This is a genomic window from Arenibacter algicola, assembly GCF_000733925.1.
Lineage (GTDB): Bacteria > Bacteroidota > Bacteroidia > Flavobacteriales > Flavobacteriaceae > Arenibacter > Arenibacter algicola.
In genome coordinates this window covers 590,924-606,856 of the sequence record NZ_JPOO01000001.1, presented here as the reverse complement: position 1 = coordinate 606,856, position 15,933 = coordinate 590,924, and the positions used below count along the sequence as shown (strand labels likewise).

Here is a 15,933-nt window from a genome sequence, read left to right as displayed (position 1 = left end):
TACTCCTTATTCGTTAAAATCGCAGAATTCCCTGAGTATTTCATCGGCATGTTCATTTAGCAAGGGTGCCGACTTGTATATTTTTTGTGGGGTGTCACTGAACCATACGGGGAAACCGGTAGTCTTAACCTTGCCAATTGTTGGGTGCTCAATTTCTATGATCATTTCATTATGTTTTATCTGAGGGTCATTGACCATTTCATCGAAGCTATTGACTTGGGAGCACCAAATATCATGTTCCAGCAGCAGGGCCAACCATTCCTCGGTCGCTTTAGATTGAAAAACAGCATCGAAGTCAAATCGAATTTCATCCCTACTTTCTATTATATTATTGGAAGCATAAACTTCTGAATCATATTTTTCCAAGGCAATGACCTGAGCCAATTTTTGTACGGAGTTCATACCGATGGCGATATATCCATCACTGGTATTGTAGAGCCCATATGGTGCTCCTAACCAGGGATTGGGGATACCACTTTCACTGCGTTCCGGGTTTGCCCCTTTGTGCAGGTATGCAGTAATTTCCTGTATATGGAAGCCTACCACAGAGTTCAGCAAGTTCGCCTCGATCTTTTGGCCTTTTCCCGTTTTTGACCTGGAGTAAAGGGCAGCCATTATTGCCTGATTTATAAATAAACTGGTTAATAAATCGGCTTGTCCAACAGCCGTAACCACTGGCATATCTCCCTTTTTTCCATTTAGAGCCGAACCGCCGCCTATGGATTGTGCCAATAAATCTTGGCCTGCCCTATGTAAATATGGCCCCGAAGATCCATAGCCAGAACTTGAACAATACACCAATTTGGGGTTTGTTTTTTTTATTTCCTCATACCCAAGACCCAACCTGTCCATAACTCCTGGCCGAAAGTTCTCAACAAGAATATCTGCCTTAGCAATAATGGACTTGGCTATTCTTACCCCTTCTGGGTCTTTTAGGTTTAATGCGATGCTGCGTTTATTTCTATTGAAACTAACAAAGGAAATGCTTTCACCGTTGGGATAAAGGTTCCCATATGCATAGTGCCGCATCCAATCTCCTTTTTCCGGTTCTATCTTAATGATATCCGCCCCCATATCTCCCAACATCTGCGTTGCCCAAGGTCCCTGAGCCAATTGTGTAAAATCGGCCACGACCAATCCTTTCAATGGACCTACATTTTCATTATTGTTATTGCTCATTATGCTTATTTATTATTATATATATTGTACTAAATCGGTTTAGTTAAACTTATTAATTAAAAACTACGCAGACCGGGGACAATATTTCCTTAGTGCGATAACGTTCCTGTAATCTTCCGTCCTCTTTTATTTGGTACACCAATGTGTCATGGGAGTTCTGATGGCAAGCAATTAACCAATTGCCATCCGGTGTAATGTTAAATTCCCGAAGTTCCTCACCTTTGGTATACTGATATTCTATTGGTTCAAGTTTGTCCTTATCTATTCTGAAAATGCTTATTGCCTCCAATTTTCTATTGGCAACGTATAGGAATTGACCATTAGGGCGGATACGTATGGCCGATCCACTTGGCAGGCCTATATAATCACTGGGCAAGGCCGAATAGATTTCTTCTTCATCAAAAGAACCTTCTTTACGTTTCAAAACGGAAACGGTACCTGTCAACTCATTGTTTACATATCCCAAATTTCCGGCGGCATCAAAAACCATATGACGTGGACCACTTCCTTTTGATATTTTACAATCCTTTATATCATTAGGCACCAAGTTCTTTCCTTTAAAATGGTAGGCTTTGATAATATCTATTCCTAGGTCACATACATAAACATCCCTGCCATTGGGATGTACGGCAATCTGGTGTGCATGAGGCGCTTCTTGACGGTCACTATTAACGCTACTTCCGACATGGCTATATTGTTGTACCGCGGGGCCTAATTTCCCCGAGGCTTCAAATGGAAACTGATGAATATTCCCTGTAGCATAACAGGCCACCAATACATTATTGCCAAAGGTTTTGATATGGCATGGATACCCCCCGGCTATGGGTTGTTCGTTCAAAAATTGCAACGAATAATCAGCATTGATTTTATAAGCCCCTACTTTAGGGTTTTCGCTTTCGTCTAATTCGTTAACGCAGTACAAAAACTGATGGTCATCGCTAACCACCAAATAACTGGGGTTACGTGCCATCATGGTATGTAAAGTTGTCAACTCACCGGTTTCGGTATTCAATTGAACTGTATATATTCCATGGCCTATACCTCCAAAACCAGGTATCGGATATTCCGTATAACTTCCTATAAATAAAATCAAAAGTGCAGCTTTCATGTTTTTTCAATAAAGTCTTTTATAGCTTTTTTTGCCTCAGGGCTGTAAAAAAGTTCGGTTACGGTCTTGGCTTCCTCCTGTATTTTTTTATCAAAAGACAAGGATGTAAGACTTAATTGAACCAATTTTTTCAGTTGTTTGATGGCACTAGGTGATCTACGGCTTAGTTTCTCCGCATATAGCAATATGGTTTCATCAAATTCCCCGTCCTGCACAATCTGGTTTACGATTCCCCATGTGTGAAGTTGTTCGGATGAATATTGCCTTCCCAAATACAACATTTCCCTTACCCGGTTTACACCTATCTTTTGAATTAGGCGCTGGGTTCCACCTCCCCCGGGAATCAAACTTAGAAATACTTCTGGCAGTCCCATCTTGGCACTGTCACTTGCCAAAATCAAATCACAGGAGAGCGCAATTTCAAAACCGCCTCCCAATGCAAATCCGTTCACTGCCGCTATCCACGGCTTGGAAGCATTTTCAATGGCCTCATACAAGGTTATGCCCCTTTCCTGAAACGATCTAAACTGCTCTTCGGTTTGACTTCCATACTCCTTAATGTCCGCACCAGCCATAAAAGCACGTCCTGACCCAGTGATTACGGCTACTTTAACATCATCGTTGTTATTGATAGTTACAATACCATCAATAATTTCATCCATCATTTGCCGGTTCATGGCATTTAGCTGCTCTGGTCTATTAAACTTTAGCACCGCAACCTTGTCATCTATTATTAGGTTTATATTTTTGTATTTACTATCCATTTCAAATAGATTGGTATAACTGATTTAATTTTTTCATTATGGTATCAGAAGGAATGTTCTTTACAAGACCGTTATGCAATAGGTCTGCACCCTGTTCCTGAAATTTGTTCCATCCCTTGTGTTGAGGACGCACATACGCTTTATTCATGGTGTCCATGGTAGAGACAAAAAAATTGTTACATAACGTATTGTTCCCCTGATTTTGCCATGCTTTAAGATTCCCCGGTTGACCTCCATTTTTGGTATAAATCCCCTCTTGGGTTTCCGCCTTTGCCACATAATTTATATAGGCTGCTGCCATATCCTGATGCTCACTATGCGCAGATATGGCAAGGCCAACCCCACCCAATATTGTAGAAACATCGATATTAGGATTTGTTGGGCTATTCCCAAACTTCACGAGGTTTTTAGCATATCCCAATCTGGAATAATTGGTATAACCGAACAAAAAAGGGGAATAGATTATCTCATTCTCATCCGCCATACGGTTTAAGATCTGTATGGGATTCCAATGAATGGAATCGTGATGAAGGTATTCCAAGTGTATTTTTAGTTCATCCAGAACTTGTATGCCTAAACGATTTTCGATTGTTTTATCCTTTATAAAATCCCTACCACCATCCTGCGCGCATAAGGTCAGGAAAGTGCACCAAAGATCAGTGGCACATAAGGGCCAAGCTACCATGTGGGAACTCGGTATTTTTTTATAGAAATCCAATAGTTCCGCTCTAGTTTTAGGAATATTTAGACCTAATTTTAAAATTAGATCTTCCCTATATGCAGCAACCAAGGCCGCAGCATCTACAGATATAGCATAAAGATTGCCATTATAATAATAACTTTGGTAACTGGGACCTACGGACTCCTCCTTCAATTTCTCCAAGCTATGCCTCGGAATCAATTTGTCTAAAGGTAACAGCAGGTTGTTGGCATTTGCTTGCCCCATATAAGGATGATCAATAGTAATTAGATCATAAACTTCGATTAGATCCTCTATGGGCATGTCCCCAAACTCTTTCAGGGAACGGATATCCCATTGAATATCCACCTCAGGATGTAATTGTATAAATGTCTCAGAGGTCGCTCTAAGAGGCTGATAACCTCTGGGATGGTCCCAAGCAATGCCTTTTAATGTGATTTTTTTCAACATATAATTGTTGGGTTACTTGTTTTCTCTTTTAGGTCTGGGATCATATTGTATTGTATGGTTCATATATGCCCCGTCAATATAAATATCCGCTCCATTGATATAATTAGCCAAATCGCTGGCCATAAAAACAACGGTATTGGCCACGTCAGATACCTCTCCTACACGACCCTGTGGAATCCATTGTTCAAACTTGTCCTTGCCAAATTTCTGGATCTCCTCCCTGTTCATATTGGTTTCAATAGCGCCTGGAGCAACGGAGACTACCCTAACCCCTTTGTCCGCTAGTTCCAAAGACAAACATTTAGAAAACATTTTAAGTCCTGCTTTGGCCGAACAGTAATGTATTAACCCTTTTCTGGGTACGGTATCATGTATGGAAGAGATATTGATAATTACGCCGCTACCATTGTTTTCCATTCTCCGGGCAGCTTGTTGTGAGCATAGGAAAGGGCCTTTCAAATTAACGCTAAGGACCCTATCCCATTCGCTTTCTTCCATATCCAAAACATGCTCTACGGCCTCACAACCTGCATTATTTACCAAAACATCAATAGAACCCATGTCCACGTCCATTTGTTGGAACAATTTTTCTACCTCAGCGCCATTGGATACATCAGCCCCATAACAGCTTACTTTTACCCCATGGGCTTCACGTATTTCATTGGCTAGAATCTCTGCCTTCTCTTTATTCTTAAAATAGTTTATAAAAACATCCGCACCGCAGCTGGCAAATTGCTTGCAGATTTCCGCTCCAATCCCCATACTTCCCCCAGTCACCAATACCTTTTTACCTTTTAGATTTATTTCTTTCATTTTTTAATAATTGTTGTACAATTAGATTTTTAGCGATTCCAAATGTCCCTTAACCAATGTTTCTAATTCCTTTTTTTTAGAATTGCTAAGAGCAAAATGTTCAAAATCCGCAACATGGGTATTCGATTTTTCCGCAATTAATACTTCACTTCCTTTTTCCATAGCTATGTTGTGCCAAACTCCTTTCGGAATATTATAGATTTGGTTGATTTTCATTGGTTCCAATTCAAAGTGTGGTTCGTTATTTATAATTATGGCTGCTATGAGAACCGATTTTCCGGCAATGGCAACAAAAACTTCATCTGTTTCCAAGTGGACATCCAATTGGTTTATTTTATCTATATGCTGATCTTCCGTATAATTAAGTTTTGCCAATTGCCATCCATCCTCAATAATAAAAGGATGGTATCCTTTTTCTTTTGTTTTATATTCTTTAATCATGGGTTATAATACCTACAACCTTACACGACCTCTTTTAGAAAATCGCAGGTCTTTAATTCATATTTTATTTTTGTTAATACCTTCTCGCCAATACATTTCAATTTCCTCCAAGGTCTTTCCTTTAGTTTCAGGAACATATTTCCAAATAAACCAAATAGCAGGTAGGGTTAAAGCGGCATAGACAAAGAAGGTACCCGAAGGCATAATTTGTTCTATTAATATAGGATTGGTCAAGGTGATAAAAAACCCGGTAACCATTAAAGCGAAACTCCCTAAGGAAACTGCCAACCCACGTATGCGTGTAGGGAAAATTTCACTGATAATAACCCAAACGATGGGTCCGAACGAAAACGCGAAACTAGCTACATACATCAATAAAGGAATAATTACATATTTTGATCCTATTGCGAACAAAATCCCAACGCCAGTTAGAGAAATAAACGCTCCAACAACTCCAACAAGCAACAGCTTTCTACGTCCGAATTTTTCAATATTTAAAATTGCAACGAAAGTGAATGCACTATTGACCACCCCTACTAATACGGCCCCTAAAAAGGAGCTCTCTACGCTCTGTATGGATTCATTAATGATATTCGGAGCAAAATACATAATGGCCGCTATCCCACTTAAATGAGAAAACATGGGCAACAATACTCCTATTAAAAGTGGCACCCTTAAAAACGGTTTCAATAATTCCTTGATCCCAGCACTTTCCTCTTTTACCACCTCTTTTATTTCTGCAATTTGTATCTGTGCATACTCCTTTCCATTGATTTTTTCCATAATTTTTTCTGCCTCATCATATCGCTCCTTCGAAATGAGCCATCTTGGTGTTTCCGGCACTAGGAATAGTAAAATCAAGAATAAAAGGGCAATGGGTATTTCCGTACCAAACATACCTCTCCAAAGTTCATCCACAAAAAGCCACTGCCAAAATCCAGAAGGTTCGTTGGAAATTACTCCGGCAGCATTTCCGGCATTGGTCAACACCAACCAATCTACTAAAAAAGCCAAAAGTATACCTAAGGTTATGGATAACTGATATAAGGACACCATTCTACCCCTATTTTGGGGCAAGGAAAGTTCTGAAATATAAATGGGAGCGACTACTGAGGTTACGCCTACACCAATCCCTCCAACAATACGGACTATAATTAAAAATGTAAACGCTAGATCTTCGTCAGCAGTGAGCCAATATGCCTGATCCAAATCACCCAAAAACTGCGGGGGTAACATAGAACCAAATGCCGAAAAAGTCAAGCAAATCGCAGCTATGATCAAAGCTTTTTTTCGTCCCAATCTGTCAGTTATAAATCCAGCAACCACACAGCCTAAAATGGTTCCCAACAATGCCGACGACACCAACCAACCTAATTCTGCAGCCGATAAATTAAAATGCTGTTCCAAAAAAGTATTGCATCCCGATATAATCGCAGTATCGTAACCAAAAAGGAAACCTCCAATGGTTGAAACAAAGCTTATTCCCAACAAATAGTTGGATTTTTTAGTTTTCATAAATTATTTTTCTATTAATGCATCCCTATTTTGGCACGGCTACATAATTCCGAATTTATTAAAAGCATCAACAGTGGTCATTCCTTTTTCCAAGGCCATTTTAACCATCTGTTCCCCTCGGGCTTTTTCAATAGCGCCCATGAATGCTTTGATTTCAACTTCTTTGGGTACTATCAGCACCCCATCTCTGTCCCCATAAATTATATCTCCAGGATTTATTCTCGTTCCTTTAATTTCAATGGGAACACGATAATCGATCACCTTGCCTCGCGGTCCCTGATCTTGAGCATAACCACCAAAAGAAAATGTGGGAAAATTTAAATTAAGTACTTCGTTAGTATCCCTAGAGTAGCCATCCATTACTGCTCCTGCAGCCTTAAGTTTCATTGCCCTGGTACTCATCAAGCCTCCCCAAAGGGCATACCTTGGTGATGAACCGGTACAGATATACACCTCATTTTTTTTAAGGTCGTCCAAGGCTTCGAACATGATTCCGAAGGGCTTTTTCATCAGTGGATTATTGGTGTGTTCCACTGTTTCCTCAAAAACATCGGCTTCCAATACTGGCATTGCTCTCCCAATTAGTACAAAATCAGGGTTTAGAGGTTTAATTTTGGGAGGCAAAAATTGATGCTGGTATCCTAGGGTATCCAAAATATCTCCTACCAGGGCAACAAATAGTTCTTCTTTGGCTATTTTAAACAGCTCGTCATCATTTTTCCATAAGGGTGCAATTGTTTCCATGCTTAACTTTTAAATTCTTTGTTTATATTTTTTTTTAACCTCTCAATTTCCCCAGTGGTCAAGGGTATTCTCCTACCACCTTCAGAGTGTGTGTTGGGCCTTTCAACACCAATAACTTGGCACCCCTTTTCCATTATAAGATTATAGCCCACATTTTCAGGGATGACATACGAAGTTCCCCTTACCATGGCGATTGCTTCTAAAGAAGGCTCGCTTTCACATGGCTTTTGAATAATCAACACTGCTCTTCCAGTCAATAAAGAGAGGGCCAGGCTATTGTTGTCATTGATGATGAGGGAGTCTAATCTATCCACCTCATTATATTGGGAATAATTCGCTATGCACACCTGCCAACTATCCTTTATCAAGACAGGGTGGAATCCTGCTTTTACATTAGAAATCTTTTCAATAAGCCCCATAATGATTATTATTTGGAAAAAATTAGTTTGTATGTATCTATGGCATTATGTCCTATATTGACCTTAAAATCTTTACCTGAAGAAGGCAATTTACTTTCCTCCTCTTCTATTAAATTGGTTTTGATCAACTGCTCAAAAGGCATCGCCAGTTCTATCTTAGATTCTTTATCTTTCCCTTCCATTTCTACCAACCTCATGATTACATCATTGTTTTTCTCACTCTTTTTAATAGTGCTGATACGAACCATTGGGTCCGAAACATTGAAAAAACTCATTTCTTGAGCCAGATCTCCTTTGGTGTTGGATTTAGGCTTCAATACCGTTCTTAAGGGGTGGTTAGAAGCTGTTCCAAACTGGAAAGAGGTACTTTCATCTTTCTTATGAGATGCCAAAGAAAACTTAAAATGATGGTCACCAGTCTGATGATACCAGTTGCCCTCACCATGACAACTTTTATGTGAAGCCATCAAAATCCCTTGTAGAACGGTATAATCCACTGCTTCTCTTGTAGGGTCTATCCAATCGGCCAAAGCTACATCGGTAGCCATGGTTACGGCAAAATCTTCATTCTCGGCCGCGATAAAGTTCATCACTTCACGTGGGTGTATTGTTACGGGCTTTTGATCGTAGGTTCCGCCCCATGCCCAACCTCCCGGGGCATTCTTCATCTCGGTTTTCCCTACTTCAGCTATTGCTAAAGGCACCTCATATTTAATCTTGGAATTTTCCATATTAAGGGGCACTGCAAACCTAAACTCCCTATTGTGTGTGCCATCCCAGTTCAGGAAGTCTATAAAAAAGTCTATTTTTTTCTCCTGATGGAATACCCGAATTCTTTGGGCTACAGTAGATATGTGCTTAAACTTTGCCTTATTTTCATATTCAGTGTACACTGCACCATCTGCCACTATTTCCCAATTACCAATATGGTTGCTCATCTTGTCATAATCTTCCATATTGGGTTCGGTCATTTGAGTAAATTCCCCGGCACCGTTGCCATTATAACCCATAGATAAAATATCACCACCTGAAAAACGTGTGGTATTCATGATTTCAGCTCCCAAATTATGATCAAACAAATAACTAATTCCCCCTTTGCCAAGGTGCATGGTATAATAGTCGTTCGTCAAAGAATTAGGTGCAACCGCTTTAATTACCTTAGAACTTTTTCTGCCCTTTCTTAAATAAAACGTTTTATATCCAAGTGAAGGAATATCCGCTGCGTAGAACTGTATTTCGTTACTATTCCCAGTACTTGTTTGCGAAGGGACCACATTACCCTTATCATCTATAACATAATATGCAGTTGCGTTGTCTATTTTTACTGAAGCCAATCCACTTCGATTCCAAGAAAGATCGTTATACACCACGATCCCATTGGATTTTTCTGTTTTGATTTTTTCAGAAATGGAATTTAGGGATGCTTGTAACAGTTTATCCGCCTCATCGGCCGCAAACTCCAATTTTTCCTTAAAAATACTATCGGTAATGTGACCGTTTTTTCCTCCCCATCCGTGGTCTGGATAAATAGATTCTTCAAACGCTTTTGATAGTCGTTGTGTTGGATATTGATCAAAACTTTTGTTTAGCAACGCATCCACAGTGCCAAAAATTTCCGCTGAAGGTAGAATCCTACCCGCCTTTCTAGAAGCTGTTATAGCCTTGTGATGCCCTGGGCCGTGTATATATGCCCAAATATTGGGGCGATCTCCCTCTAGGTTCTCAAACTTGGCTCCCGGTTGTTTAATTTCTGAAAGGAAGCTGGTTACCGTAGAATGTCTTAAACTAGGTATATTGGCCCCTGTCTTGGCTACAATTTCATTCCATTCCTTCACTACATGTCCGTAATCTACAGGCCCAGAAGCGTCGTTGCTTAATACTATTGCAAAATGCGGGGGCAAATTGTGTTTCTTATAATAATCGCTCCACATTTTAACCCTATTTTGGATTTTGTGCAGGGCCTCGATAGCATCTTCCTCAAAAAGCTTATAAAACATGGCGGCCCAACCATAATTCCCTGGGGTGTAGGTAAGTACTGAAGAACCATCCGGTGAATGCCAATCATAAAAACCTTCCCTCATTCTGGACACGAAAAGGTTATCTACACCAGATTTCGCCAAAATTTGGGGAAACTGAAGGGTCCTTCCTGGTACGTCTGTATTAAAGGCGGTTTCTTCCTCGACACCATCAAAATTCTCTTTGATCCAGAGCTTACCGAAATACATTTCCCTAATGAGTTGTTCACCCATCTGCATACCTTCATATGGCTGGTTGTATGTTGCTCCCCAGGTAAACCTGCCTTCCTTATAACGGTCTATTACCTCATTCTTTCTTTCTGGATGTGCTTCAACAAATTCCTTTAAATTCAAGGCTTGTTCCATTCCAAAATAGTAATCCTTGTCAGATTTCATTATGTCCAAGGCAGGGGCAATTATCTCGTTAACCCTTTCATGCATACAATATTCCGGGGTATCCATCCAGGCTATATCCTGATGGGAAGATGAAATTATATGGAAAGTACCTTCCTTGAAATAACCCCAGTCCGAGGTAACTAAAGGGGTAAAGAGTTGTTCCTGGTTCAATTTCCTATTTCTGGCCGTGATTTCTATCATTTCCGGCTCCCCGATTACAGGTAGCCAAACCCATGCCTTTCCATCCTTCTGTTCAACTTTCAGAGTCCTTCCGCTTTCAAAAACTATAGTCTTATAGGAATTGGAGTTCTCACCGGAAAGATATGCTTTGGCCATCAGATTGTTATCTAAGGCCACATACTCATATGGCTTTACATATTGGATTGCCAAGGTTCGTTGTCCTTGGGCCATAAGTACAAAGGAAGACCCAGTGAACAAACAAAAAACAAATAATACTAAATACTTTCTCATAACATAATAATTCATTAAAAATAGATCCAACATGAAATAATAAATAGGGGTTGCGCATCAGAATATAACTTCCCAGGCAACCCCAAAATCTAGTTATTCTGCTAGTAAAGGGTTTATTTGAACTTCCCTTAATGGTATAGCAAATGGTAAATAGTCCGCCTTTACAATTGCTCCACTAGGTAATTCGAAACCAACAATTGGTACAAAGTCATTCTGTTTTGCATCGAAAATCTGTTGGGTCCGAATTATATCGAAGTAGGTTTTATTTTCAGCACCCAATTCCCAATATCTTTGTTTCCACACCTCTTTCCTAAAATCTTCTTGACTTAATCCCGAAATTGTAGACAACCCGGCTCTTACCCTTATATCATTCACGGCTTGGTAAGAGGTAGAATTTGGCGATCCATCAGTTTCATTTTGTGCCTCGGCATAGGTTAACAAAAGATCGGCATATCGTAGCATAGGAAAATTTTTCCCACTTCCTGGATTAGTATCCAATATATCTTTGTCAAAAAATTTATATACAGCCCAGGGAAAATTGTAAGTTTGACCATTGGTTGTAAAACTATTGTAAAAGAATCCCATATTATTTCTACCCCTTAAATCAGCGGGATCAAAGCTGTCCAAATAATCGGAATCAGGATAAAAACCTCCAAATTGCAAGAATCCAGTATTAGTAAAAACTACTTCTTTGGGCAGAAAATAAGTGTTTAAACTTGATGGAAAATCTGGATAATTATAATTCAGATCCCAAATGTGTTCCTCAGTATTATCATAGGCTGAGTTGTTCAATTTATCAAACCAAGTTAAACTAGCATCACTTTGGAACAGTGAAAAGGAATTACTATTTATGACAGCCAAAGCTTCCTCTTTTGCAAGTGCCATTGCTGATCCATCATTTATTGGGTGGCCTGCCATGCTTAAATATACTTTGGCCAGCAAGGTTTGGGCAGCACCAGCCGATACTCTTCCATTGCCTTCCGGTGTGGCATACTTTATATTGCCTTTTGCATATATTAAATCCGGCACAATTGCAGTGTCATAAATTTCATTAATGGATGTTTTTGGAAGCAATCCATCGCTACCAGGTGCTGTAGTAGGGGCAAGTTTCAATGGAACATCCCCAAAAATATTTACCAGGTAGTAGTAGTAATATGCCCTTAAAAATCTGGCTTCGCCCAATAAGCTATTTTTATCCGCTTCATTTAAAAAATCAACATTCGGAATACTATTAATGACTAAATTCGCGGATTCGATACCTTTATAACAATTCTCCCAAAAATTGAGGGTATAGGAACTCCCAGATGAATTTGTAAGATCATAATAAAATCCTGTTTCAGGCCATTGTGATACATTGTTCCACTGGCCTGTAATCATTTCCAACATAGCCATTGGCATATCATCATAACCGCTTTTATTATATGGGCTATAAAGAAATGCATAAATCGCATTAATTGCAGAATTTAGGTCTGCTTCCGTCTTATAGAAATTTTCATTGGTTTGAAAACTGCGCACATCTTCTTCAAGAAACTCTTCGCAGGATGAAAAACCAATTATCACAAACAAAATAATTATATACTTTTTCATTTCAATTTGTATTTAAAAGTTAAGGTTAATACCAAATGTGTAGGTGCGAGGTCTTGGGGTACCATAAAAAGTTTGCCCTTGTTGCGCATACCCTCCACCAAAAGATGAAGCTTCAGGATCAAAATCACGATTATGTGCAATCAAGAAAAAGTTATCTAGATTGAAATAAAGTTTCGCGGTCCTTAATCCCAATTTATCTGAAACATCTGAAGGTAGACTATAACTTAAGTTTAGGCTTCTACCCCTAACAAAAGAACCATCTTCCATCCAATGGCTGTCTGCAAAACTACCAAAATCTGTATTCCAAGGATCTGATCCCATCCGCAATGCTGGCACCATAGTATTTTGATTATCCGGTGTCCAGGCATCTTTTAATACAGTGGCATATCCACTAGCATACCAGGTTCTATCTTCTACCGTAAGCGCGGCAACATTTTCTATTTTATTCCCTTGCCTAATCTGGATATCAACACTCATGTCCCAATTTTTATATCTAACAGAGGTCGAAAGTGTCATATCATAATCACCGAAGGGACTTCCTAGAAATTTCATATCGGCATCGTCGAATTGACCATCATTGTTTACATCATGTCGCTTAATATCCCCTGGTTTCTTACCATATCTGGCAGCTTCTGATGCTTCATCAGTTCCCCAAGTACCCAATCTTTCAACACCAATAAAGGAACCCATTGGTTTTCCTACTCTTAGTATTGTTGCTGCACCTAAAAACCCTGAAGAAATCACATCTGCATCTGTATCTCCCAAGGCAAGGACTTTATTTTCGTTTTTTGAAAACACAGCACTCATGTTCCAATTAATATCATTTTTTCTTATAATATCACCCGAAAGTGCCAATTCAATCCCTTTATTTTCAACACTGCCTATATTTGTTGTTACGGAAGAAAACCCAGATACAAGTGATACAGGTACATTGAACAAGAGATCCGTCGTTTTCTTATTATACCAATCAGCAGTCAACGATATACGATCGTTGTACAGTCTTATATCGGCTCCAATATTTAGTTGCGCTGTTTTCTCCCATCTTAAATCTTCATTTGGGGGGCCACCAATACCTGAACCTTTTATTACTTGATTATTAAGATTTATTGTATAATTTCCGACTGTTCCCAAAGAAGAATATGGACTTGGGGAGTTACCGGTCAAACCATAACTACCTCTTAGCTTAAAAAATGAGAATACCTTGGATAAAGTATTGCTATTAACAAAGGCATTTTCGTTAGAAAGTATCCAACCTACGGCCCCTGATGGGAATAAGGCATATTTATTATCAGCACCAAATACGGATGATCCATCATAACGTGAACTGGCAGTAATTAGATATTTATCATCGAATACATAATTTAACCGTCCAAAATAAGAATTTGTAGAGGTTGCGTTAAATCCTGAACTTGCACTGGATGGTTGCGAACCAACTCCGAGGTTATTGTATTTATAAAAATCTGTTGTGTATCCTGATGTTGATGCTCCCAACGAATTACTATAGGTTGATGACCATTGTGCTCCGATCATTCCATTAATACTGTGTTTGTCATTAATAATAGTGTTATACGCAAAGAAATTGTCGGAGGTCCATATTGAAGTACGTCCTGCATTACCACTAGCACTACCTAAACCGTTTCCATCGATATTGGTAAAAGTATTCCAATTGTAACCTAAGTTGTAAATTGCCTCATTGGTATAAATTGATTTAAATTCCAATCCCTCAAAAAGATTGAGATTTGCGAATCCTGTAAAACGCAAATTGGAAGATTTTACAGGCGAGCTACCTAATGAATTATTGGACTGTGCCACTGGGTTATTTCCTTGAGAATAATATTGTTGTGGAACTCCAGTGGTGCTATAGCCCCAATCTCTAAAAGTAGCAAACCTTCCATCTGGAAATTGTACTGGTAATATAGGGGGAGTTTCTATCAAAGTCCTCGCTAAGTTCAAACCACCGGTGCCAGAATTACTGCGAATTTGTTGGTTTATAGACCATCCATTAAGTTCACCCCCAACAGTCAGCCAGTCGCTTAGTTTATATTCGGTGTTAATTCGATAGGTTGCCTTTTTTTGAAAATCCATTTGAAAAAGACCTCTTTCATCATTCAATCCCAGAAATATTCCGGTTTGTGATTTATCAGTGCCATGAGTAATTGATAGGTGATGATGAGTAGAGTATGCTGTTCCTACAGCTTCATCTTGCCAATCTGTATCGTAGATCGGATTATTGTTAGCATCGAACAACAATGGATAATCAGAATGTAACCTTGGTTTGATAGTTGTTTCATATGGCCCCCTAGCTGGATCATATTCCCACATTCTTTTAAATAATTCCATATATCCTTCGGCATCAAGCATTTCAATTCTTCGAGCTTGTACACCAACACTTATATTTCCATCATAAGTTACATTCAATCCACCTCTCTTCGCTTTTTTGGTAGTGAATAATATTACACCATTACTTCCTCTAGCACCATATATAGCTGTAGCTGAAGCATCTTTAAGAACTGAAACAGATTCGAAATCTGAAGGATGATAACCAGAAATATTCGAGGTTATAACGCCATCAACTAGAATTAGTGGTGTATTTGAACCATTAATTGAGGAGAAACCTCTAATGTTAAAACTAAGATCTCCCCCAGGCGAACCGTTATTATTATATATGTTTAGACCAGGAACCTTGGCTTGCAGAGCCTGTAGTGGATTGGCAACAACTCGCGACTCCAGTTCTTTTGTCGAAACAGTTGCTATGGCACTAGTAAGATCCGATCGCTTTACACTTCCATAACCTACTACTACTACTTCATCTAAGCTATCGGCACTTTCTACTAGAACTATATCAAAATTCCTTTTACCATTAACCATCATTTCTTGATTGGCATATCCCAAGTAGGAAACAATTAAAATGGCATTGTCATTGGCCACAGACAAGCTAAAATTTCCATCAAAATCGGCCTGTGTCCCGTTTACTGTACCTTTTTCAACAATACTAGCGCCTGGTAAGGCTATCCCATTATTATCTTTTATTGTACCTGTTAATTTAATTTCTTGGTAATTATCCGTGTCAATCGATTTGCCTTTTAAATCCAAATCAACAAACGCTTCAGGTGGCGTAGCGGTCAATTTTTCAGCTTTTGCATTTTGGATAGCACATATAAATGCCAAGGCAAAGAGCATACAAGTTCCCTTCGAAAGGGTTTGAAACATTTTTCTCATAATTCACATTTTGGTTTTGATTATTGATTAAACTCCATTTTTACCCGACCGGTTTCAGGCCCTATTATACTGTTTTCAATTTCCGGAAGTGTGCACGATTCTTGATTTTTTT

12 protein-coding genes are annotated in these 15,933 nt (G+C 39.1%); all 12 read right to left on the bottom strand.

The features are described 5' to 3' along the window. Positions 1-6 precede the first annotated feature (6 nt). Complete coding sequence (locus U735_RS0102515) at positions 7-1,179, bottom strand: CaiB/BaiF CoA transferase family protein (protein WP_084681065.1); 1,173 nt, start codon at positions 1,177-1,179, stop codon at positions 7-9. 52 nt (positions 1,180-1,231) lie between these two features. After that, entirely contained in the window at positions 1,232-2,287 is a 1,056-nt protein-coding gene (locus tag U735_RS0102510) for a lactonase family protein (RefSeq protein WP_031442319.1), read from the bottom strand. Beyond that, complete coding sequence (locus U735_RS0102505) at positions 2,284-3,051, bottom strand: enoyl-CoA hydratase/isomerase family protein (RefSeq protein WP_031442318.1); 768 nt, start codon at positions 3,049-3,051, stop codon at positions 2,284-2,286. The genes U735_RS0102510 and U735_RS0102505 overlap by 4 nt, the downstream gene beginning before the upstream one ends. 1 nt (position 3,052) lies before the next feature. After that, a complete protein-coding gene (locus U735_RS0102500; protein WP_051891843.1) occupies positions 3,053-4,201 on the bottom strand; it encodes an ABC transporter substrate-binding protein in 1,149 nt (382 codons plus the stop codon). 12 nt (positions 4,202-4,213) lie between these two features. Continuing rightward, positions 4,214-5,014, bottom strand: a complete 801-nt coding sequence (locus U735_RS0102495) for an SDR family NAD(P)-dependent oxidoreductase (protein ID WP_051891842.1) — start codon at positions 5,012-5,014, stop codon at positions 4,214-4,216. 21 nt (positions 5,015-5,035) lie between these two features. Beyond that, positions 5,036-5,455 carry a hypothetical protein gene (locus U735_RS0102490; protein ID WP_031442315.1) on the bottom strand — a complete coding sequence of 140 codons (420 nt, stop codon included), beginning with the start codon at positions 5,453-5,455 and terminating at the stop codon, positions 5,036-5,038. Between the two features lie 57 nt (positions 5,456-5,512). Continuing rightward, positions 5,513-6,970, bottom strand: a complete 1,458-nt coding sequence (locus U735_RS0102485; protein WP_031442314.1) for a sugar porter family MFS transporter — start codon at positions 6,968-6,970, stop codon at positions 5,513-5,515. Positions 6,971-7,009: 39 nt separating this feature from the next. Next, positions 7,010-7,714: an RraA family protein gene (locus U735_RS0102480; RefSeq protein WP_031442313.1), complete on the bottom strand. Its 705-nt coding sequence runs from the start codon at positions 7,712-7,714 to the stop codon at positions 7,010-7,012. A 2-nt stretch (positions 7,715-7,716) separates the two neighbouring features. After that, positions 7,717-8,133: a hypothetical protein gene (locus U735_RS0102475; RefSeq protein ID WP_031442312.1), complete on the bottom strand. Its 417-nt coding sequence runs from the start codon at positions 8,131-8,133 to the stop codon at positions 7,717-7,719. Positions 8,134-8,141: 8 nt separating this feature from the next. After that, positions 8,142-11,015, bottom strand: a complete 2,874-nt coding sequence (locus U735_RS0102470) for a glycoside hydrolase family 38 N-terminal domain-containing protein (RefSeq protein WP_198036612.1) — start codon at positions 11,013-11,015, stop codon at positions 8,142-8,144. 93 nt (positions 11,016-11,108) lie between these two features. Continuing rightward, entirely contained in the window at positions 11,109-12,602 is a 1,494-nt protein-coding gene (locus U735_RS0102465) for a RagB/SusD family nutrient uptake outer membrane protein (RefSeq protein WP_031442310.1), read from the bottom strand. Positions 12,603-12,614: 12 nt separating this feature from the next. Further along, positions 12,615-15,821, bottom strand: a complete 3,207-nt coding sequence (locus U735_RS0102460) for a SusC/RagA family TonB-linked outer membrane protein (protein ID WP_084681063.1) — start codon at positions 15,819-15,821, stop codon at positions 12,615-12,617. Positions 15,822-15,933 lie beyond the last annotated feature (112 nt).